General features: G+C 58.7%; 19 protein-coding genes and 1 pseudogene. 15 read left to right on the top strand and 5 right to left on the bottom strand.

What is annotated here, in order from left to right; genetic code table 11:
- The first annotated feature begins 3 nt into the window (after positions 1–3).
- The 9 genes and pseudogenes from ACRCYW_RS11885 (at position 4) to ACRCYW_RS11845 (ending at position 9,137) form a co-directional block, all read left to right on the top strand.
- Positions 4–4,455: an RHS repeat-associated core domain-containing protein gene (locus tag ACRCYW_RS11885; RefSeq protein WP_438550298.1), complete on the top strand. Its 4,452-nt coding sequence runs from the start codon at positions 4–6 to the stop codon at positions 4,453–4,455.
- Positions 4,448–4,927 carry a hypothetical protein gene (locus ACRCYW_RS11880; RefSeq protein WP_438550297.1) on the top strand — a complete coding sequence of 160 codons (480 nt, stop codon included), beginning with the start codon at positions 4,448–4,450 and terminating at the stop codon, positions 4,925–4,927. Before ACRCYW_RS11885 ends, ACRCYW_RS11880 begins: the two co-directional genes overlap by 8 nt.
- A gap of 260 nt (positions 4,928–5,187) precedes the next feature.
- Positions 5,188–5,409: pseudogene (locus ACRCYW_RS11875) on the top strand (RHS repeat-associated core domain-containing protein); the annotation flags it as partial.
- A 21-nt stretch (positions 5,410–5,430) separates the two neighbouring features.
- Positions 5,431–5,799, top strand: a complete 369-nt coding sequence (locus ACRCYW_RS11870) for an AHH domain-containing protein (protein WP_438550296.1) — start codon at positions 5,431–5,433, stop codon at positions 5,797–5,799.
- Positions 5,799–5,984 (top strand): hypothetical protein, encoded by a 186-nt coding sequence (locus ACRCYW_RS11865; protein WP_438550295.1) that lies wholly within the window; start codon positions 5,799–5,801, stop codon positions 5,982–5,984. Before ACRCYW_RS11870 ends, ACRCYW_RS11865 begins: the two co-directional genes overlap by 1 nt.
- Before the next feature lie 47 nt (positions 5,985–6,031).
- Positions 6,032–6,301: a hypothetical protein gene (locus ACRCYW_RS11860; protein WP_438550294.1), complete on the top strand. Its 270-nt coding sequence runs from the start codon at positions 6,032–6,034 to the stop codon at positions 6,299–6,301.
- 405 nt (positions 6,302–6,706) lie between these two features.
- Positions 6,707–7,996, top strand: coding sequence for an RHS repeat domain-containing protein (locus ACRCYW_RS11855; RefSeq protein WP_438550293.1), 1,290 nt, complete (start codon positions 6,707–6,709; stop codon positions 7,994–7,996).
- A 2-nt stretch (positions 7,997–7,998) separates the two neighbouring features.
- The gene (locus ACRCYW_RS11850; protein WP_438550292.1) at positions 7,999–8,421 is read left to right on the top strand and encodes an Imm26 family immunity protein; all 423 of its coding nucleotides are present in this window, start codon (positions 7,999–8,001) and stop codon (positions 8,419–8,421) included.
- A gap of 476 nt (positions 8,422–8,897) precedes the next feature.
- Complete coding sequence (locus tag ACRCYW_RS11845) at positions 8,898–9,137, top strand: hypothetical protein (protein ID WP_438550291.1); 240 nt, start codon at positions 8,898–8,900, stop codon at positions 9,135–9,137.
- Positions 9,138–9,684: 547 nt separating this feature from the next.
- On the opposite strand, the gene ACRCYW_RS11840 is transcribed toward ACRCYW_RS11845, so the two are convergent.
- The 5 genes from ACRCYW_RS11840 to phnR form a co-directional block, all read right to left on the bottom strand.
- The gene (locus ACRCYW_RS11840; protein WP_438550290.1) at positions 9,685–11,097 is read right to left on the bottom strand and encodes an FAD-dependent oxidoreductase; all 1,413 of its coding nucleotides are present in this window, start codon (positions 11,095–11,097) and stop codon (positions 9,685–9,687) included.
- A gap of 17 nt (positions 11,098–11,114) precedes the next feature.
- Positions 11,115–12,803 (bottom strand): putative 2-aminoethylphosphonate ABC transporter permease subunit, encoded by a 1,689-nt coding sequence (locus ACRCYW_RS11835; protein ID WP_438550289.1) that lies wholly within the window; start codon positions 12,801–12,803, stop codon positions 11,115–11,117.
- Between the two features lie 32 nt (positions 12,804–12,835).
- Positions 12,836–13,900: a putative 2-aminoethylphosphonate ABC transporter ATP-binding protein gene (locus tag ACRCYW_RS11830; RefSeq protein ID WP_438550288.1), complete on the bottom strand. Its 1,065-nt coding sequence runs from the start codon at positions 13,898–13,900 to the stop codon at positions 12,836–12,838.
- 233 nt (positions 13,901–14,133) lie between these two features.
- Positions 14,134–15,153: a putative 2-aminoethylphosphonate ABC transporter substrate-binding protein gene (locus ACRCYW_RS11825; RefSeq protein WP_332502445.1), complete on the bottom strand. Its 1,020-nt coding sequence runs from the start codon at positions 15,151–15,153 to the stop codon at positions 14,134–14,136.
- 101 nt (positions 15,154–15,254) lie between these two features.
- Complete coding sequence (gene phnR, locus ACRCYW_RS11820; protein WP_100860834.1) at positions 15,255–15,962, bottom strand: phosphonate utilization transcriptional regulator PhnR; 708 nt, start codon at positions 15,960–15,962, stop codon at positions 15,255–15,257.
- A 187-nt stretch (positions 15,963–16,149) separates the two neighbouring features.
- Here phnR and phnW point away from each other — a divergent pair, with 187 nt between their 5' ends.
- The 6 genes from phnW to ACRCYW_RS11790 all read left to right on the top strand — a co-directional run bounded on the left by phnW (position 16,150) and on the right by ACRCYW_RS11790 (position 21,845).
- On the top strand, positions 16,150–17,292 hold the full coding sequence (gene phnW, locus ACRCYW_RS11815; RefSeq protein ID WP_438550287.1) for a 2-aminoethylphosphonate--pyruvate transaminase: 1,143 nt from the start codon (positions 16,150–16,152) through the stop codon (positions 17,290–17,292).
- Positions 17,289–18,686: an aspartate aminotransferase family protein gene (locus tag ACRCYW_RS11810; protein ID WP_438550286.1), complete on the top strand. Its 1,398-nt coding sequence runs from the start codon at positions 17,289–17,291 to the stop codon at positions 18,684–18,686. Before phnW ends, ACRCYW_RS11810 begins: the two co-directional genes overlap by 4 nt.
- The gene (gene phnX / locus ACRCYW_RS11805) at positions 18,679–19,518 is read left to right on the top strand and encodes a phosphonoacetaldehyde hydrolase (RefSeq protein WP_438550285.1); all 840 of its coding nucleotides are present in this window, start codon (positions 18,679–18,681) and stop codon (positions 19,516–19,518) included. Before ACRCYW_RS11810 ends, phnX begins: the two co-directional genes overlap by 8 nt.
- 530 nt (positions 19,519–20,048) lie before the next feature.
- Positions 20,049–20,810 (top strand): LuxR family transcriptional regulator, encoded by a 762-nt coding sequence (locus ACRCYW_RS11800; protein WP_438550284.1) that lies wholly within the window; start codon positions 20,049–20,051, stop codon positions 20,808–20,810.
- A gap of 237 nt (positions 20,811–21,047) precedes the next feature.
- Positions 21,048–21,566 carry a type VI secretion system effector Hcp1 gene (gene hcp1, locus ACRCYW_RS11795; RefSeq protein ID WP_438550283.1) on the top strand — a complete coding sequence of 173 codons (519 nt, stop codon included), beginning with the start codon at positions 21,048–21,050 and terminating at the stop codon, positions 21,564–21,566.
- Between the two features lie 60 nt (positions 21,567–21,626).
- Positions 21,627–21,845: a hypothetical protein gene (locus ACRCYW_RS11790; RefSeq protein ID WP_438550282.1), complete on the top strand. Its 219-nt coding sequence runs from the start codon at positions 21,627–21,629 to the stop codon at positions 21,843–21,845.
- Positions 21,846–21,883: the final 38 nt, after the last annotated feature.

Genomic DNA, 21,883 nt, shown 5'->3' with positions numbered 1-21,883 from the left:
GGCATGCTTGGCGATATCTTAACGCGGGTAGCGCGAGTCGGCGCTATGCATGCGGGCAACCGCCCCTCGCCCCCCGCGGATAGACCCAAACCAGGTGAGGGCAAGCCGCCCACGTCTCCTGGAAAAATGATTAAGCACAAGAGTTTCTTGGGCGCCTTGGCGGGGGCGATAGCCGGTGCCCTGGTGGCGGCGGCAGTCTTTGCTGTGGCTGCTGCGGTAGTAACGGCAGCCGTCGCATTGACGGGGGTGACTGGCGGGATGGGGCTGGCGTTGGTGGTGGGGGTCGCCAAGCTTGGCCTGGGCATTGCTGCCACCATAGGGGCGGGGGATCTTATCGCCAAGGTGTCAGGAAGTGTGTCTGGCATGGTTGATAGTGCGTCCCCGTCCTTCGGTCCGGTTGCCACTGGCTCTGCCAATGTGTTTGTCGAAGGACAACCGGTCTCCCGTGCATTGGTTGATACCGTCGCGTGCACCAAGCACTCGGTTCCGCCCATCATTGCACAAGGCAGTGAGTCTGTTTTTGTCAACGACAGCCCCGCCGCACGAGTGGATGACCAGACAGCCTGTGGTGCCACCATCAAGGAGGGCGCTTCCACCGTGTTCTTTGGCTCAGGCCAGGGAACCTATGCCGACATAGCAGATGAGTTCAGTTGGTGGGAAAAGGGGCTGCTGATTGCGGTCGAGTTCCTGGTACCTCCCAGTCGTGGCATGTTCAAGGGGATAGGCAAGCTCTTTACCAAGGGACCGCGCACAGTATTGCGGGGAGCACTGGTTGGGGCCAAAGTGGCGGTGCGCCAGTTCAAGCGGACTGCGCTTCGCTGCATGAGCCAGGGGTTCAAAAATAACAAGGGACTGGCTCGTTTCAAGGAAGCCGCCAAGGGTTTTCTTAAAGACCCCGTCTATATCCCCAGTGGTGAAGTCATCGAATCCCGGCTGGATGTCGAGTTGGGGCAAACCTCGCCGCTGCGCTTTGAGCGCACCTACCGCACCGCATCCGACCATACGGGGCTGCTCGGTAAGGGGTGGCATGACAGCTGGAGCGAAGTGGCCAGCGTCACCCGGCAGGGGCTCAATACCCTGGTGAACATCACCCTGGCACAGGGCTATGACATTGATTTCACTTTCCATCAAGACGTGAGCCGCGTCTATTGCCCGCACTATCCCCAATTTACCCTGACGCGAACCGAGCACGGTTTTCTGCTGTGGGACAGAGACAGCCAGCAGACCCGTCATTTTATCCATCAACAGGGGGGGAGATACTGGCTCGGAGCACTGTCAGACCGCCATGACAATCGCATTACCTTGGTACGCGACCAGGCCGGCAAACTCTGCCGGGTGCGCCACAGCGATGGCATCGAGCTGGCGCTAGCTTGGCAAGATGATTATCTGCAGCAAATTGTCCGGGTAGATGGAGGCCAGCAGACACGCTTGGCCCACTACACCCAAAACCGCGCCGGGCAATTAGTCGAAGCGGATGCCAGCCATCACTACCACCTGTTTTACGAATACGATGACCAGGGGCGGCTGACGCGTTGGCATGATAACGACCAGACCTGGGCACGTTATGAATATGACGTGCAAGGGCGCTGCGTCTACACCACCTGTGCCGATGGCATGCTCACCGCACGCTTTGACTATCAGCCAGGCAAGGTGGTGATGACCGACGGGTTGGGTCGCCACGAGTATGAGCTTAACGAGCTTGACCTGGTGAGTGCGATCCGCACCCCCCTTGGCCATGTGACCCGCTTTGACTACGACGAATTTGGTAACCTGCTGCGGGAGATTTCCCCTGCCGGGCGGGTGGTCGAGTTTGAATACCTGGATGACACCGGGTTGGTGACCCGCTTTGTGGACGGCAGCGGCCACGCCTGGCACTACGAGTATGATGACCAGCAGCGGCTGTGCGCCGTCACTGACCCGCTCGGGCGCAGTTGGCAGTGGCGTTTCGATGAAACGGGTAACCCGGACAAACTGACGGGGCCGGATGCCAGCGAAGTGCATTTTAGCTGGAACCGTTATGGACTGCTGACGGCGGTCAGCGACCAGAGTGGCAAGGTGCAAGCACGCCTGCAGTATGACCACCGCCAGCGTCTGTTGAGCCAGACCGATGCCGAGGGGCGCACCGAGCAGTGGCGTTACGATGGTCAAGACAGGGTCGCACAATGGCAACGTGCCGACGGCGCTCGCTATCAGTTAGGCTATCGCCGCCCCAGCTGGCAACTGCCAGAGCAGCTCAAACGACCCGATGAGGTAGAAGAGCTGCGCCGTTACGATCGCCACAAAAACCTGACCGACTATGTCGATGGTAATGGCCTGCACTGGCGCCAACGCTTCGGGGCCTTTGACCTGCTCCTTGAGCGCACCGATGCCAGTGGCCGCAGTTGGCGCTATCAATACGACCGCGATACCCAGCAGCTGATTAAAGTCATCGGGCCCGACCAGCAGGTGTGGCAGTGGTGGCTCGATAACGATGGCCGGGTGGTGCGCGAGCAAGACATGGCCGGCACTCAAACCCAGTACCGTTATGACGAAGATGGCCACTGCATCGAAGTCCGCAATGGCGAAGATCAGGAACGCCGCTTCCTGTTTGATGGCCGTGGCCTGCTGCTGCGCGAAACCTGTGACGATGACTCCATACATTATCACTACGACGGGGCAGGCAGACTGCTGGAAGTGTCGTCCAACACCAGCCATCTACGTTTTGAATATGACACCCGCGACCGGGTGGTACGTGAAGGGCAAAACGGCGCCACCATCAGCCGCAACTATGATGAGCAGGCCCACACCCTGACCCGAACCCTGAGCTGGCCTGAGGGACACGAAGGGGATAAGGAGGACGAACCGGCCCCACTGACCACCACATTTACTGTAAACAACGTCGGTGAACTGACCCGTGTTGGCTTGCCAGATGGCGCAGAGCTGACCCTGGGACACGACCTGGCCGGCCGGGAGGCGCAGCGTCAGGGCGGCGCCTTTGGTCTGACGCAAGAGTATGACGTACTAGGCCAGCTTACCCGCGCCCAAAGCGGTCAGCTGCAAGAAGGGCGCTTGCTGGCGGGGCTCACCCGTGAGTACGGTTATGACCGTGCTGGCAACCTGATTGGCGAACGGCGCGGACGCGAGGCGCAGGGCTATCGGCTCGATGCCTGTGGCCGGGTGCTGGAGACCCTTAGCCAGCATCCCAGCGCCGGCCAACAACGGGAGGCGCAATTTAGCTACACCCGTCAGGGGTTGCCATTAGCAGACGGTGAACACACCCGGTGGCAGCAAGGGCGGGTCAGTCAGCGCGGTGATACCCACTACGACTATGACAAGGCGGGCCGGCTTATCAGCAAACGCCAGCTGCGTCCGGGTTTTCGGCCAGAGCAGTGGCACTACCGCTGGGACAGTCGTAACCAGCTGAGGGTGGTCACCACCCCCGAAGGCTCTAACTGGTTTTATCGCTACGACCCGTTTGGTCGGCGCATCAGCAAACGCTGTGAGCAGACTGGCGAAGAGGTGCGTTACCTGTGGGATGGCGACCAGATAGCCGAGGTGCGTCATTTCAAGCAAGGGCAGTTACAGGCCCGCCGCCACTGGATCTGGCGTGGCTGGGAATTGCTGGTGCAGCAGCGTCATATGACGCACGCTGGCGCGGCGAGTCTGCCTCATGCCTCCACTGTCTATATCGAACAAGGCCGACAAGCCGCCGCAGAGAATTGGCAGACCGATTTTGCCGTCAGCCAGCAAAATGGCGAACTGCTGGGGCTCTATAACCCACAAGGGGAGCTGCACTGGCGACCGACAAAAACCAGTCTGTGGGGCCAGCGGTTAAGCAATCATGCTGATATCCGTGACCCCGGTCTGGTATTCGCGGGCCAACTGCGTGACGACGAGAGTGGACTTTGCTATAACCGTTTTCGATACTACGACCCGCAAGGTGCTTGCTATATCTCCCCCGACCCGATAGGGATACTGGGCGGTGAGAATAACTATGGGTATGTGAATAATCCGCTTGGGTGGACTGATCCATTTGGGTTGTCGAAATGCTCTGTGCTTGATGATATTATCAAAGATGCAAATAAAGTGGCTTCACCGGGTGGTGCTATTACATCAAAGCAGGCTGATATTTTAAGAAATAATCTCCCGGTAATCCAGCGACGTACTGTTTTCCAAAATCAAATGGCTAGGAAAGAATTTGTAAAAAGCCAAGATTATTTAATGAGGCAATGGGAGTCTAACATGGGCGTATCATGGCCGACTGGGGCCACGCCACATCATATAATTCCGTTGGAAAGTGGTGGTGCGAATAAATGGTGGAATTTAATGCCAACTAACGGAACATTACCTAATCATTCACTTCCCGGAGTACCTGGTCCTCATGCTGCCGGAGGAACACTTCGTACAACGATTCAACAAGGGCGCAAAGCCTTGCCCCCTGGAACGATAACTGATTTAAGGTTGCCATATGGTTGATATAAATGAAGAGATAAAGAAAATAAAAAATTCTAGTTTTTTCGAAAAAATGGGTGTTGATAATCTCCATGAAGGTGATGTGATTTTAATTGAAAATGTAAGAAAGGTGTTTATTGAGCCATCGGATGATGATTTCAAAGGATTATATAAAAAAACTGAGTGGCTTCCGACCTCACCCACTCAAGATGATCCATTTTATGAAAAACAAATCAGTCCCAAAGAGCTTATTGAGTTACGCAAGGAGATAAATCAATGCATCATAATCGCAACAAGAAATCTTGATAAAGGTCGATTTGTATCCTCCCCGCACGACTTTAGTGTTTCGGCAAGAAATGCGATTTGCTTTGCGTTTAGACAACTTATTACTGAGAGGTATTTTTCTCTTGGGGGCCGTTGGGAAAGAATTACCGACATTTATTATTCTGGCCATTGGCCAGTAGGTTTTACAAAAGAAAGATATATAGTAATTTAAAAATTATCTGATCGCTACCTCCTAAAGGTACATAAGACTATTTATATCTGCTGTTTATCATGTTGGCTGTAGATGTGAATGAGGAAGTTTTAGAATGTAGGTTGGCGTTGAACGTTGAACGTTGAACGTTGAACGATGAGCGAAAAGCTTAAACTATAAGCTCGACTACGACCTGTAATCGGGCTTTTTATATCGAGTAAGGCCCGTATGCTGCCAACTGCTGGCAAACTGACTTTGCAGTCAGCCAATAAAATGGTGGACTGCTGGGGCTCTATAACCCACAAGGGGAGCTGCACTGGCGACCGACCAAAACCAGTCTGTGGGGCCAGCGGTTAAGCAAGCATGCTGATATCCGTGACCCCGGTCTGGCATTCGCGGGCCAACTGCGTGACGATGAAAGCGGACTCTGCTATAACCGTTTCCGGTACTACGACCCGCAAGGTGCTTGTTATATCTCCCCCGACCCGATAGGTATTTGGGGCGGTGAGAATAACTATGGGTATGTGCATAATCCCCTTGGGTGGATTGATCCGTTGGGGCTTTCAGCTTGTGCACCTACTCATCATCTAGCTACAAATAAGCATTCAACTTGGTCTGACCGATTCAGAGAGTTATTTAAGAAGAATGATTTAGGTAAGTTTAAGAATGATAAGTGGAGAAAGGACGTTCTTAATGATCCTTTAAATAAAAGCGATGTTCCAGGGCATAAAGGTCCTCACCCGCAGGATATGCATCAAGAGATTTTTGATCGCCTATCTGCTGCTAGTGATAGAGGTAAAGATGCCTTTATAAAAGAAATTGAAAAATTTATAGTCGAAGCTATTACTCCTGGCTCTTGGCTTAATGATATATTGACTAAGGTTGGCAAATAATGAATTACTACAAGCTAGGAATCAATTCTGAAAGCAAAAAATGGAAGGGGTATATGAATCCAAGTTCATTCCTTACTGATAGAAAAGGGAATGAATTAAGTGATGTGAAACTATCAATGCTCCAAGAGGGATTTAGCGGAGACTTATATTTTGATGTGTTAAAAAACGGAAAAGCCCCCCTGTAGTATCAATAGGCTCTAGGCATTTGGCATTTAGTAATGACATTTTTCGTGTGAATGATATTAATGCTTGCGGTATCCAAACAATACCACTTATAAACAGGGTGTTTAACTTGGAATACATATTTATGCATATTTTAAATTATGTGAATTGTGTTGATTGGGAATCTTCTAAAGTTTATCTCTGGCCTCAGGACTATGTTCCTGAAGCTTGGGAGTCAAAACGTGGTCGCTTTTTTATAGAGCCAGTTATCCATAAGGATAAAATACCTAATCATTTAGATGTATTTCGTTTGTATGAGTGGGGGGGGCATTTAATATAGTAATATCTGAAAGTTTCAAAAGTAAATTGTGTTCTATAAAATTTGACCACACATTTCTTTATTTTAAAGCATTATCTCTTAAATAAAGCCAGTGGGCCCAACTAACTAAGCGTAATCGGGCTTTCGCGATTTATCGTTGCCGGTATTGCAGGTAATGACCGCGACGATTCCTTTCATCTCCCATATCACGACCAGGGTCAGCTTACCCGCGCCCAGAGTGGCCAGTTGCAAGAAGGGTGCTTGCTGACCCGCGATCTCGTATGTTGGGCTAAACCGTAGGTTGGTGCTGAACGAAGTGAGGCCCAACGTTTGCCGAGGCAACATCTCGCTACGACCGGGCAGCCAACCTGATGGGGGCGGCGCGAGCGCGAGACACACGGCTATCGGCTCGATGCCTGTGGCCGGGTGCTGGAGACCCTTAGCCAGCATCCCAACGCTGGCCAACAACGGGAGGCGCAATTTAGCTACACCCGTCAGGGGTTGCCATTAGCAGACGGTGAACACACCCGGTGGCAGCAAGGGCGGGTCAGTCAGCGCGGTGATACCCACTACGACTATGACAAGGCGGGCAGGCTTATCAGCAAACGCCAGCTGCGCCCGGGTTTTCGGCCAGAGCTGTGGCACTACCGCTGGGACAGTCGTAACCAGTTGAGGGTGGTCACCACCCCCGAAGGCTCTAACTGGTTTTATCGCTACGACCCGTTTGGTCGGCGCATCAGCAAACGCTGTGAGCAGACTGGCGAAGAGGTGCGTTACCTGTGGGATGGCGACCAGATCGCCGAGGTGCGTCATTTCAAGCAAGGGCAGTTACAGGCCCGCCGCCACTGGGTCTGGCGTGGTTGGGAATTGCTGGTGCAGCAGCGTCAGATGACACAAGCTGGCGCGGCGAGTCTGCCTCATGCTTCCACTGTCTATATCGAACAAGGCCGACAAGCCGCCGCAGAGAATTGGCAGACCGATTTTGCCGTCAGCCAGCAAAATGGCGAACTGCTGGGGCTCTATAACCCACAAGGGGAACTGCACTGGCAACCGACAAAAACCAGTCTGTGGGGCCAGCGGTTAAGCAATCATGCCGATATCCGTGACCCCGGTCTGGCATTCTCGGGCCAACTGCGTGACGACGAGAGTGGACTTTGCTATAACCGTTTTCGGTACTACGACCCGCAAGGGGCTTGTTATATCTCCCCCGACCCAATAGGGATACTGGGCGGTGAGAATAACTATGGGTATGTGCCCAATCCCGTAAACTGGATTGATCCTTTGGGGCTTACTCCTTGTATGGGAATACCATCTAGCCGTAAATCTGGTGGCTTTGGTACAAATTATGATTTCGTAAAGGGTCAAGGATTGTATGTGTTACATGATGGAAGAAATATTATATATGTTGGTCGAGGAGATGCTCCATCCCGTTTGAATATTCACGCAAACACCCCCGGCAAATCTCATTTGAGGCAGTTTACTGTGTTTGATAATAATTTGACCAAGGCCGAAGCTAAATTCTTAGAGCAAAAAATTATGGATCTTCATGGTGGTGCGCAATCTACAAATCCGGTAACTAATCTGCTCAATAAAATTCGGTCTTACAGCCCAAACAATCCTAATGCAGGGTCATATGATATCGCTGGTTATAGTAGTGATTGGGGTGATAAAGTGTTGGATGATGCTCTTTCTATTTTGAGAGGTAAAGGATTGTGAAAGTGAAATATAAAGAAGGTGATATCTTTATTATTCCTGTAAAAGGTAAGTTTGTCCTCTGCCAAGTTGTTTTTTCCCCAAGAGGTAAATTTAAGAAAGTAATTGGTTTTTGCGTTGTTTTTGTGCAAGATAGTAAGGTTTTTAAAAATGACGGAATTCTTACCCCTATTCCTGTTATGGATATGGGGGGAGAGATGACAGTCATATTTACAGGGAATCAAAAGATTGAGGATGGTTCTTGGGAAATCATTGGTCATGCAGAGCTGGCCGAGGATAAAGAAGAACTTAAAATATTTAACTATGCTGGTGGTCTATATAAAGGAGAGGAGGAAATAAAGCGAATCCCTGTTTCCGAGTATAATAAATACACCATCATGGAGGTGTATGGTTTCGAGCTTGTTAATAGCCTGCTAGAAAGCCTGTAGTACCTCCTTTTTATCAGCTATAATCTCGTATTTTTGGCTAAACCATAGGTTGGTTCTGAACGAAGTAAAGCCCAACATTTACCGTGGTAATTTCAGTTTAAAAATTCAACCATAGGCCTGATTACGACGCGTAATTGGGCTTTCGCGATTTATTGTTGCCGGTATTGCAGGTAATAATCGCGATATTTCTCCTTTCATCCCCCATATCACGACCAGAGCCCGCTCACCTGCGCCCAGAGTGGCCAATTGCAAGAGGGGGGGCGTGCTGACGGGGCTCACCCGTGAGTACGGTTATGACCGTGCTGGCAACCTGATTGGCGAGCGGCGTGGACGCGAGGTTATCGGCTGTGGGGACTGTAGATCCTCAAGCCCCGCTTTATGTCCGCCATCAGGTTGCGGAAAAGAATGATTAGACAGTCCGTAAGTCGGCAGCTCTTCATCCACGACTAAATTTTCACTACTCGAAGAATATTGTCATGAAATACATAGTGTTATGGATGACGCTGGCAACCAGAATGCTTGCAGCCTGTTCTTCCACAGCGTCACTCGCTGATGGTGAGTTATCTCAAGCCGCAAAGCTGGGGAATGGTCGCACTAAATATGAGCTGGCCAAATGCTTGGCGACCCAGCCTGATTATCCCAATGCCATGCACTGGATATTGCGCCAATGTGGTTATCCATTGTTTGCCATGTTTAGGGTTTTTCCGGTCTGGTAGCAAGCTTCCGTATACAAGTTTGGCTAATGCTTCCAGCGTCGGGAACTTCGGCTTGCTCTGCTCCTGCAGCTGGTGGACCCTTCGTTGATCCAGATTATTCGCCAACTGTTTCCGGATTGTCTGCACGTCTCGAGCAGCATCAGTGATCGAGATCTCGGGTAAGTCCCGAAACCTGCGTTACATCATTTCTTCGTCAGTGGGCTAACATAGCGGAACACCAACAGCCTCTGCCCTGATGGTAGAGGGGGTAGCCTCAACCCTGTGATGTCACTGTGAGCAAGGGATTTATCTTCAGGCTTGATGCTACGGGCTTTGGTATCGGTGTTTCGTTTTCTCTCTCTTTCATCACTCTGCATCTCGTACCCCGAGAACTGGCTTGGTCCGGTTCTGGTGCCAGGGCCTTCGATCGCCAGGCGGCTCCACTCTGCGGATAGAGGTCAGTGCGGGGTCCCGTCATGCATCAGATGAATGGCTATTGGGTTTTCATCCATGGGTGAATAATGGCCATGTCATGGCCGGGAGCTCGGCTCTACCGGTGCTGTGCTCGCTACTTGTCGGCCTTACCGGCGGCGTCGGCGAGGCTCGCCAGCCGTTTGTCGAGCCAGCGCACTGGCCTCCCTGCATCTTCGGCCCTCTCCTTGCGGCGAATGGCGTTGCGCACCAGCATGGCTCCGAGCCATCGTATGGGCTCGGGCGGGAAATAGCCGCGCGGGCCCCCCACCAGGGCGCACCGGCGCCAGGGCTCATCCTCTGGCCGCTTATCGCCTCTAACCATGGCCGCCAGGATGCGGCCGCCGATCCAGCTCTGGGCCACCCCGTTGCCGGAATAACCCAGGCCGTAGACAATGTTCGGCTGCCGGCGCCAGTGGCCGAAGAAGGGCAGGCCGTCCACGGAGCGGTCCGAGGCGCCGCACCAGCTGGCGGCGATGGGCACGTCTTTGAGGGCCGGGAAAAAGCGGCGCAGGGCCTGGGTGAGGGGCGTCAGGTAGCGGCTGGGCTCATCGAATTGGGCCTGGTGGCGGTTAGCGAAGGCGAAGGTGTTGCCCCCCTTGCCGAGCATCAGGCGCCCGGCCGGGGTCGAGCGCGCATAGTAGACGAAGGTGCGGCCATCCACCGTGCTGCGGCCGTGATCCATCTGCTGGGCGGCCAAGGCGTCGGGGGCGGGTTCCGTGATCACCATGTCGGAGGAGACCAGCACTATGGCTCGGCGAAATTCGCGAAAGTGCTCCACCATGGCGCCATTCATGGCCAGCACCACCTTGTCGGCGTTCACTATCCCTTGCGGAGTCTGGATCCGGGCGGCTTGCCCGGCTTCCAATCGCTGCATGGGGGTCTGCTCATAGACTTCCACCCCGAGCTCCCGGGCGACCCGCAGCAGGCCGCGCACCAGCAGGGCCGGCTGCACCGAGCCCGCGTGGGGGCTGAAGACTCCCTCCAGATGCGCCACCGAGCCGCATTGTCCCGCCAGATCCTGCGCCGCTATGGGCTGCCACTGGTTCAGCCCCGCCTTGTCCAGTTTCGCCATGATGGGGGCCATGGCACCGCGCTGAGCCTCGCTGGTGGCTGTGTAGCAGGTGCCCTCTACCCGCAGCTCTGCTTCTATGCCATGGGCCTCGCAAAACCGGCCTATCTCATGCACCGCTTGCTCCGAGGTGCGCACCAGCCAGGCGGCCTGTGCCTCGCCGAATTGCTTGCACAGGCTGGGGTACTTGGCGGACCAGGTGAGCAGGCAGCCGCCGTTGCGACCCGAGGCGCCACCGCCGCACAGCCCCTTCTCCAGCACCAATACCCGTAATTCGGGGTCAGCCTGTTTGAGATGGATGGCGCACCAGAGCCCGGTGAAGCCGCCGCCGACGATGCAGATGTCGGCATCATGGCGACCCTGCAAGGGAGTGGGGTCTGCGGGTTGCTCGGCGGCCAGCGCCTCGGCCAGCCAGAAGGGGAGTTGAGTGTGAGGCATGTGTTCTCCGTTGAGAGTCAGGGTTGGCGCCAGCGCTGGGTGTGGGTCAGCAGGGTACGGCTGAGACCAAGTTGCAGCAGCTTGACGCTGGCGGCCGCCAGCAGGATCAGGGTGGCCATGGCGGCGGCGGCGGCTGTGTCGCCGGAGTCCTCCATGTTGAGCACGGCGATGGAGGCGAGCACGCTGTCGCTGGAGTAGAGGAAGATCACCGCCGAGGTGGTGGTCATGGCGTTGACGAAGAGGTAGATGAAGACCTCCAGCAGGGCGGGCAGGCTGGCGGGCAGGGTGACGCGCCAGAACGCCTTGATCAGCGGGATGCGCAGGGAGATGGCGACCAGCTCCAGCTCCCGCGGCAGCTGCTTGAGGCTGGTGAGCGCCGTCATGTGACCCACAGTGTAGTAGTGGATGATGCAGGAGAGCACCATCAGCGGCAGAGTGCCGTAGAGGCTGCCGAGCAGGCTGTCCGGTCGGTTGAAGAAGAAGATGTAACCCAGCCCCAGCACCATGCCCGGCACCGCCAGGGAGAGCATGGCAAGCAGGTGCATCAGTTGACGCAGGGGGGCGAAGTGGCACCCCTTCTCCTGGGCCCAGGCCAGCACCATGATGAGGCCAGTGCCAAAGATGGCGGTAAGGGCGCCGAGCTTGAGGGTGTTGGTGAAGGGTTGCCAGCCGTAGACGCTGTTGCTGTCGAAGGCATAGTGCTCCAGGGTCAGGCTGAGGTTGTAGGGCCAGAACTGCACCAGGGAGCCATAGACCGCCATGCCGACCAGGGCCAGGAACAGCAGGGCCCAGAGCCCGCACCAGAGCAGCGCCAGCAGATCCCGCACCTTGTGCGGGGTGGGGCGGTAAGGCACGGACTTGCTGCTGCTCTGCTCCTGCATCTTGCTGCGCACCCTGTGCTCGAGTGCGAAGCTCAGCAGGGCGGGCAGCAGCAGGGTGACGCTGGCGACCGCTCCCAGGGAGAAGTTCTGCATGCCGATCACCTGGCGATAGATGTCGGTGGCCAGCACGCTGTACTGGCCGCCGATCACCTTGGCCACCCCGAAGTCGCAGATGGTCAGGGTGAATACCGCGATGGCGGCACTCAGGAGGCCGTAGCGGGCGGTGGGTAGGGTCACGGTGAGGAAGGTGCGAAGGGGCGAGCTGCCGAGCACCCTGGCGGCCTCGTACAGGCGGGCGTCGCTGTGACCAAGGGCCGTGATGAGGATCATCAGGGCGTGGGGGAAGCACCAGAAGCCGAGCCCCATCACTATGCCGATGGGGCCATAGATGCTCTCTCCCCCCAGCAATTCCTTGGCGATGCCCTGATTGCCGAACCAGTAGACCAGGCTGATGGCGGGCAGCAGGGAAGGCATCAGCAGGGGAATGAGGCCGATGAGCCGAAACAGCCCCTTGCCCGGCATGCAGGTGCGGGTGAGGGCATAGGCGTAACCGAAGGCGACAGTGACCACCAGGGGCGTGATGAGCAGGCCGAGCCAGAGGGTGTTGCCTATGGTGCGAGTCAGGTTCGGGGAGAGGAAGTAGTCCCGAAAGTTGGTGAGCCCCACCCAGTTACCGTCCAGGTCCTGCAGGCTCTTTTGCAGCATGGCGAGCAGGGGCAGCAGCAGGCCGCCGGCCAGCAGGGTTATGCCGAGCAACAACAGCACGAGCTGAATGAGGCTGTCCCGGCTCCAGCCCGTTAGGTGCTGGCGCCATCCGTTAGCCATTCGGGTTGCCCCGAACGTCTTGGATTGCAGCGTCATAGGGCCTCCCCGTCGAAACACTGCACGGCATTTGCGGGCCAGTGCAGGGAGCAGAGCATGCCGGTGCGCCACTGGGTCCGTTCGTCGTTGGGGCCTTGTACCAGCACCTGCTGAGGGCCGAGGTAGGTCTGGGCGCTGCAGATGAGGCGCTGGGTGGCGCCGAGAAACTCCACCTGCGTCACCTCGGCCTGCAAGCCGTTCTGGGCCGGGGGGGAGAGGCTGATGGCCTCGGGGCGAATGGCTATCTGCAGCTTGCTGCCGGCCGCGGCCCGGTTGGCCAGCGCCAGGGGCTGCTCGTTCAGGCGTACCTGCTGCGGGCTCAGCACCAGGGCGTCGAGGAAGTTCATGGTGCCGACGAAGCTTGCCACGAAGCGGCTCGCCGGCCTGTGGTAGATCTCCTGGGGCGTGCCCACCTGCACGATTCGGCCCCCCTCCATCACGACGATGCGATCCGCCATGGTCAGGGCTTCCTCCTGATCGTGGGTCACCATGATGGTGGTGATGCCGAGGCGTTGTTGCAGGGCGCGGATCTCGCTGCGCAGGTGAGTGCGCACCAGGGCATCGAGGGCGCTCAGAGGCTCGTCGAGCAACAGCAGACCGGGGGAGAGGGCCAGAGCCCTGGCCAGCGCCACCCGCTGCTGCTGGCCGCCGGAAATCTGGCTCGGGTACTTGTGGGACTGGGCCTCGAGGCCGACCAGCGCCAGCCAGTGCTGCACCTTCTGCTGGATGCTCTCCTTGTCCTGCCTCTGGTTCTCGAGGCCGAAGGCGATGTTCTGGGCCACCGTCAAGTTGGGAAACAGGGCGTAGGACTGGAAGACGATGCCAAAGTCCCGCTGCTGGGGCGGCAGCTGGGAGATGTTGCGCCCTCCCTGCCAGATCTCGCCGCCGTCCGGCAGATCCAGGCCGGCGATGGCCCGCAGCAAGGTGGTCTTGCCACAGCCGGAGGGGCCGAGGAAGCAGACGAACTCTCCCTGCGCGACGGCGAGGGAGATCTCTTTCAGGGCCTGAAAGCTCCCGAAGTGCTTGTTGAGGTGCTGGATGTCCAGGTAGGGCCGGCTCATGGTCTGACTCACTGCTGATTTGGTATATACCAGTTTGCGATTGAAGTGTGACCGTGCCATGACAGAAAGATGACGGGAGCGTGATGGTCGGGGGTCATGGCTGCGGGGTCAGGGCAGAGGGGCCAGGGTGAGCGCCTTGGCAGGCATCGATGATGAATCTGGCTCCTGCCATCAACGACAAAAGGCCGACTAGGGTCGGCCTTGTTGATGCGTCATGCTCGCCAGGATGGCGCTTACTGCTTGGCCTCTGACTTGCCGTCGAAGCTGGCGGTCCACTGGCTCAGGATCTGGTTGCGCTCGCGGGCTGCCCAGGCGAAGTCGTTCTCGATCATCTGGCCCTTGATGTCGGCGGGGTATCCGTCCCTGGCCTTGGCGACCTGGGGAATGGCGACCACGGCGAAGGACTTGTTGTACAGGCTGTTGGCCTGCTCGGTGGCGGCGAAGTCCAGCAACTGCTTGGCCGCTTCGAGTTTGGGGGTGCCCTTGAGGATGGCGGCGGCTTCCATGTCCCAGCCTGAGCCTTCGCTCGGGAAGATAACGTCTATGGGGGCGCCCTTGCCCTTGAGGCTGGTGGCGGGGAAGTCAAAGGAGATACCGACCACAGTCTCGCCGCTGGCCGCCAGTTTGCACGGGGCCGAGCCCGAGTGGGTGTAGCGGTCTATGTTCTGGTGCAGGCCTGTCATGAACTGCCAGCCCTGCTGCTCGCCCATGCTCTGCAGCCAGCCCGCCACGCTCAGGAAGCCGGTACCGGACGAGCTGGGGTTTGGCATGATCACCTTGCCCTTGTAGATGGGCTTGGTGAGGTCGCTCCAGCTGGTGGGCGCCGGGATCCCCTGCTTTTCGGCCTCGACCTTGTTGAAACAGATGGCGCTGAAGAAGGCATCCAGCCCGATCCAGTGCGGCTCCGCCTTGGGGTCACGGAAGCGGCTGTCGAGCTTGTCCAGCCCCTTGGGCGCGTAGCCTGCCAGCATCTGCTGCTGATCGAGCTGCATCAGGCTGGTGGCCGCCAGCCCCCACACCACGTCCGCCTTGGGCTGGGCCTTCTCGGCCAGCAGCCGGGCGGTGACCACGCCGGTGGAGTCCCGCACCCACTTGATCTGGATGTCCGGGTGCTGGCGCTCGAAGGCGGTCTTCAGCTCGGTGAGCTGCTCCGGCTCGAAGGCGGTATAGACGGTGAGGTCGGTCGCGGCCATCACCGGGGCTGTCATGGCGGCCAGCAGTGCGCTCGCCAGCAAGGGGGTTCCCTGTTTCATCCTCTGTCTCCATCGAAATTGGTATAAACCAGATTGGTCGAGAGAGAGGCTAGGGGAGGATTATGACGTTCAAGTGACGGCCCCGTGACGTTTTGATGAGGCTACTCCTCGGTATCCACCTCTATCTCCAGGCTGTCGTGGCGCCAGTATTCCAGATCGAAGTCGAGCACCCGGCCGTGCTGATCGAAGTTGAGTCGCTCCAGGCGCAGGGCGGGTAGCCCGGCGGTGGCTCCCAGCGCCTTGGCCACCTCGTCCGGCAGGGCGGTGGGGAAGAAACGCACCTGCATGCGGGCGTACTGCAGGCCGTAATGGGCCTCGTAGATCTCGGTCAGGCTGCCGTTGAGATCCAGCTCAAGCAGGCCGGGCACCCGTTCGGGCAGGCAGTGGTTCTCGCAGTAGCAGAGGGCGCGCCCGTTGGCGTAACGCAGCCGCTTGAGCAGGAACAGGCTGTCGAACGGCTTGAGCTGCAGCCGCGCCATCAGGGCCGGAGGGACCGCCTGGCGGCTCTTCTCCAGCAGCTCGGTGTGAGGCTCTCCTCCCTGCTCGCGCACTATCTGGTGGAAGTTGGAGGTGCGCCTCGGGTTCAGGCGAAAACGGGGTGGAGTGACGAACCAGCCGCGCCTGTCCTCCCGGTAGATGAGACCGCTTGCCTCCAGTTGCACCAGGGCCTCGCGGATGGTGACCCGGGTGGTGCCGTAGAGCTCTCCCAGCAGCCGCTCCGAGGGGAGCTTGTCGTTGGCCTGCAGTCCGCCCGCCTGGATCTGGGTGGCGAGGGCGTCCTTGATCTGCAGGTATTGGGGTTTGCTCATGGTGATCCTTGTGGACGAAACGATACTTGGTAGAGACCAGTTTTGGTCTCTGGCTCAGGATCCCTAGATTATCGCGAGGATGACGCCGAAAATGAATTTTTTGTTGCACGATGGGGCACCCCTTTGACCCGGGAGGAGGAGATCACCACAATAGGCTCTATCTGGTATATACCAAATGGAGCAAGCCATGACCCACATCCCTGCCGCCCCAACTGCCGTCGACTACCTGCTGTTGACCCCGGGCCCCCTTTCGACCACCCCCACGGTGCGCGCCGCCATGTTGCAGGACAGCTGCACCTGGGATGCGGACTACAACCTGGGGGTGGTGGAGCCCATCCGCCACGAGCTGGTGCGCCTGGCCATGAGCCCGCAATATGTTGCCGACTACAGCACCGTGCTGCTGCAGGGCAGCGGCAGCTACGTGGTGGAGAGCGTGCTGGGTTCGGCGCTCGGGCCTGATGACTGCCTGCTCATCATCAACAACGGTGCCTACGGGGCCCGCATGGTGGAGATGGCGATCTGCCTTGGCCTGCGCCACCTAGAGCTCGACTGCGGCGAGACGGCGCGCCCGGAGGCGGCGGCCATCGAGGCCCTGCTCGGCCAGCACCCCGGGATCACCCACCTGGCCATGGTGCACTGCGAGACCACCACCGGCATGCTGAACCCGCTGGAAGAGGTGGCGGCGCTCTGCCAGCGCCGCGGCATCCGGCTCATCGTCGATGCCATGAGCAGCTTTGGCGGCATCCCCATCGACATGGGGCGCCTTGGCATCGAGTTTCTCATCAGCTCCGCCAACAAGTGCATCCAGGGGGTGCCGGGTTTTGGCTTCGTCATCGCCCGCCGCTCGGCTCTCGCGGCCTGCGCCGGTCGGGCCCGCTCCGTCTCCCTCGATCTGCACGCCCAGTGGCAGACCATGGAGCAGCAGGGGGGCAAGTGGCGCTTCACCTCGCCGACCCACACCGTGCTGGCCTTCGCCCAGGCGCTGCGGGAGCTGGAGGAAGAGGGGGGCATAGCCGCCCGCTACCGCCGCTATCAAGAGAACCAGCGCACCCTGGTGAAAGGCATGGCCGCCCTCGGCTTCGAGCCCCTGCTACCCGCGCCCTGGCAATCCCCCATCATCACGGCTTTTTACTCCCCCACCCATCCCGACTATCGCTTCGTCGATTTTTATCAGCGCCTCAAGGCCCAGGGCTTCGTCATCTATCCAGGCAAGGTCTCCCAGGCGGATTGCTTTCGCATCGGCAACATAGGGGACGTGACTCCGGCCCGGGTGCGTGGGCTGCTGAGCGCCATGGCCGGCGCCTGCTACTGGCAGGAGGGGGCGCGATGAGCCGCCATCCGGCCCTGCCCGGCGGCGGCCTCGCCGACACCGAGGGGGACATCAACCTGGGGGAGGCGCGCCTGCGCTGGTGGGCGGGGCAGAGCGAGCCGGTGCGTGATGGCCTGGCCGAAGATGGCCGCTATTTCCTCCATCAGGCCCTCTCCAGCCCCTGCCTCGATCTGTTGACGGGGGCGCAGGGGAGCCGGCTGACCAGCGCCTCCGGCCATCAGTATCTCGATTTTCACGGCAACAGCGTGCACCAGCTCGGCCACGGTCACCCTAGCGTGGTGGCGCGGGTGCAGCAGCAGCTGGCGGATCTGCCGTTCGCGCCGCGCCGCTACACCCATAGGGTCGCCATCGACTGTGCCCGCACCCTGGCGGAGCTGGCTCCCGGCGATCTCAATCGGGTGCTGTTTGCGCCAGGGGGCAGCGAGGTGGTGGGCATCGCCCTCAAGCTCGCCCGCTTCATCACGGGCAACAGCAAGGTGGTCTCGCTCTGGGATGCCTTCCACGGCGCCTCCCTGGATGCCATCTCGGTCGGCGGTGAGGCCTGTTTTCGCGCCGGGATGGGGCCTCTGCTCCCCGGGGTGGAGCGGATCCCGCCTCCCACCCGTTATCGCGGGGCCTGGTATCGCGGCGAGGGTGAGGATCTGCACTACGCCGACTACCTCGAATACGTGATTGAGAAGGAAGGGGGCATAGGCACCTTCATCGCCGAGCCCATCCGCAACACGGACGTGCAGGTGCCATCTCGTGCCTACTGGCAGCGGGTGCGGGAGATCTGCGATCGCCATGGGGTGCTGCTCATCGTCGACGAGATCCCCAATGCCCTCGGTCGCACCGGCCACTGGTTCAGCTTCGAGGAGTTCGGCATCGAGCCCGACATCATCTGCCTCGGCAAGGGGCTGGGGGGAGGCATTGTTCCGTTTGCCGCCCTCATCACCCGGGATCGCTTCAATCAGGCGGCCGCCATCTCCCTGGGCCACTACACCCATGAGAAGAGCCCCATCGGCTGCGCGGCGGCCCTGGCCACCATAGCCGTGATCCGTGAAGAGGGGCTGCTGGCCAAGGTGCAGGAGGACGGCCGCTTCATGGCCGCCGAACTTGGGAAGCTAGCCGAGCGCCACCCCCTGATAGGTCAGGTGCGCGGCATCGGCCTCCTGTGGGCGCTGGATCTGGTGGCAGATCACCAGAGTCGGACCCGGGCCAGCGCCGCCGCCGAGCGGCTGCTCTATCGCTGCCTCGCGCTGGGCCTGAGCTTCAAGGTCTCCCAGGGCAACGTCATCCAGCTCTCACCCCCCCTCAACATCAGCCGCGCCGATCTGGCGCAGGCCATTGCCATCCTCGATCAGGCCCTCGGCGAGATCGAAGCCTCACAAGAACAGGAAAACTCACATGACTGAGACACAGATAGCCATTCACAGCGCCACGGACGTCCAGGGGCTGATCCTCGATTGGGCCGGCACAGTAGTGGACTTTGGCTCCTTTGCGCCGACCTCCATCTTCGTGGAGGCGTTCGCCCGGGCTTACGATTTCGAGGTGACCCTGGACGAGGCGCGCCAGCCTATGGGCCTTGGCAAGTGGGATCACATCGCGACCCTGGGCCGCCTGCCCTCGGTGGATGCCCGCTGGCAGGCCCGCTTCGGCCACCCCATGAGCCGTGAAGAGGTGGATCACCTCTATCACACCTTCATGCCGCTGCAGGTAGCGGCGGTGACCCGCTTCGCCGCCCCCATCCCGGGCGTATTGCCTGTGCTGGCGAGCCTGCGGGCCCAGGGGCTTCGCATCGGCTCCTGCTCCGGCTATCCACGCCCCGTGATGGAGGCCCTGGTGCCGGCGGCTGCCGAGCTGGGCTATCGCCCGGATCACTGGGTTGCTACCGACGATCTCGGGGCCGGCGGGCGCCCCGGCCCCTGGATGGCGTTGGCCAATGTGATTGAGCTCGGGCTAAGCGCCGTGCATCGCTGCATCAAGGTGGACGACGCCGCGCCCGGCATTGACGAGGGTCTGAACGCCGGCATGTGGACCGTGGGGCTCTCTGTCTCCGGCAACGAGTTTGGCGCCACCCTGGAGGAGTTTGCGGCCATGGGGCAGGAGGAGATAGCCGCGCGGCGCGCCCCCGCCGAGGCCAGGCTGCGCCAGGCGGGGGCCCACTATGTGATCGACACCCTGGCGGACATAGCCCCCGTGGTCGCCGACATCAACCGCCGGCTGGCGCTGGGGGAGCGTCCCTGAGAGACGCTGTTATCAGACTAGGGGAGAGACTCAATCATCTGAGCCCTAGCCGTGCGGCCTGTGAGCCGGATCTCGGATCCGGCTTAATTTCCATATCAGCCACCTATATAAACCATTGATATCAGCACCTATATCCCTGCCCGGTACCAGCAGGCCCGGGTTTCTGATGGGGATGGGCTTGTATGGGGTTTCATCGGTGAAGATGAGCGGCTACTCCGCCCAAACGGGGTCAGAACGGCAAGATGCGGCAGTTTAATATGCTGAGTTTTGCAGATTTTAATTGTGTAAAATATGTCAATTGGAGTTTTTATTTACTAAATATATTAATAATTAGGTCTGTTCCCGTTTTTATGGGATGGTAGGTTTGGTTTCGAGTGGTTCCGACCATTCACTCATATGGCCCAGCTGACTCACGTCACCGGGTCTTTTTGTTTTTGTAGCCTGGCTGTTGCTATTTGTTAACGGTCGGTTCAGCGTCCATTGGGGTTGGGGCTGAACAATGTGGCTAACGTTTCAAGCAAGATAATGACATGGATACAACTGACGCATTAGACCTCATCTCCCAGTTCGACGGGGCCAAGGATGAACGCACCATAGTGGCGCTGCTACGCAAACTGACGGCACAAATGGGGTTTGATCACTTTCGCATGGCCCTGATCTTCCCCAATACCATACAGCGGCCGGATGTCATCATTTTCAATGGCTGCCCCCAGGCCTGGGTGGATGCCTATACCCAGGCGAACTTCTTTGCCATCGATCCCGTGGTGCAGCGCGGCATGGTACAGAGCACCCCCATCCTGTGGGCGGATCTCATGGGGGAGGGAGTGTGTGACGAGCAGAGCCTGGCGGTCATGACCCTGGCCCGGGAGGCGGGGTTGTGCGATGGCATCACCTTCCCCTGGCACGGGGCCAACGGTCATGTCGGCCTGCTCTCGCTGATCGCCAGTGCGCCGCGCACCGAAGCCCGGTGGCTGGCGGATGTGCCCTCCCTCACCTGGCTCTCCATGCACATCTTCGAAGCGGTGGCGCGGGTCTGCTTGGTGGGCCTGTCGCCCCACGATGCCCTGAGCCTGCGGGAGCTGGAGGTGTGCCGCTGGGCCGCCGAGGGCAAGCAGACCAGCGACATTGCCCAGATCCTGGGGATCACCCCGCGCACGGTGACGTTCCATCTGAACAACGTGGTGACCAAGCTGGGGGCGAACAGCAAGTGTCAGGCCATCTCCTGGGCACTCAAGCAGGGGGTCGTCAGGCTGAATGTGGAGCTGGCGTCGGTCGCCAATGTGGATGAGTAGCAGTGGACTCGTCGGTCTGGCGCAATTAATTGCCCGCCAGACAGATGAATGTGCTGATAATGCAATGCTTTACGGTTTAAGTGGTTGGTGAATGCGGTTTGTTGCGCTACTTGTGCTGTCTGGTGCTGGATGATTTCTTCTAGCCCATTGAAATATAAGCATTAAATAAGATGGCATGGTCGCTGCTAATGGTTTCGGTTGAGTGTCATCACCGTTCAACCAATCAGGAGCATACACATGCCAACTCCATGTTATATCAGCATCGAAGGTAAAACCCAGGGCAACATCACCGCCGGTGCCTTCACCTCCGACTCCGTCGGCAACATCTTCGTGCAAGGCCACGAAGACGAGATGCTGGTGCAGGAATTCCAGCACGTCGTCACCGTGCCGACCGACCCGCAATCCGGTCAGCCTGCCGGTCAGCGCGTCCACAAACCGTTCAAGTTCACCGTGGCCCTGAACAAGGCCGTGCCGCTGATGTACAACTCCCTGGCCTCCGGTGAAATGCTGCCGAAAGTGACCCTGAAGTGGTACCGCACCTCCGTCGAGGGCAAGCAGGAGCACTTCTTCAGCACTGTGCTGACCGATGCCACCATCGTCGACATCGACTGCCAGATGCCGCACTGCCAGGATCCGGCCATGTCCGACTTCACCCAGCTGATCCAGGTCTCCCTGGCCTACCGCAAGATCGATTGGGAGCACACCGTCGCCGGTACCTCCGGTGCGGACGACTGGCGTGCGCCGATCGAGGCCTAATTGCCGCGATCGCGCTGATCGAGGGGGCCGAGGCCCCCTTCTTTGACTGGAGGAAGGATCATGCCCAAAGAGAGTTTCTATCCCGACCATAAAGAACCCCATGTGCACCTGCACAAGGGGGGCGCCACCTTCACCGACGTGGGTCACAACCACCGCACACTGCAAAATGGATCCGTCCTCTACCGCGGTGTGGTGCGCGAAGTGATCGCCGATCTGCAGACGCGGGGGGATGATCGCAGCCGGGAACTGGCGACCTACATCCATCGCAACTTCTCCTGAATCCACCGGGCCGCTTGTCGGCCCGCTTGCGTTTCTCC

The organism is Aeromonas sp., from assembly GCF_051657805.1.
Taxonomy (GTDB): domain Bacteria; phylum Pseudomonadota; class Gammaproteobacteria; order Enterobacterales; family Aeromonadaceae; genus Aeromonas.
This window is presented reverse-complemented; position numbering and strand designations above follow the sequence as displayed.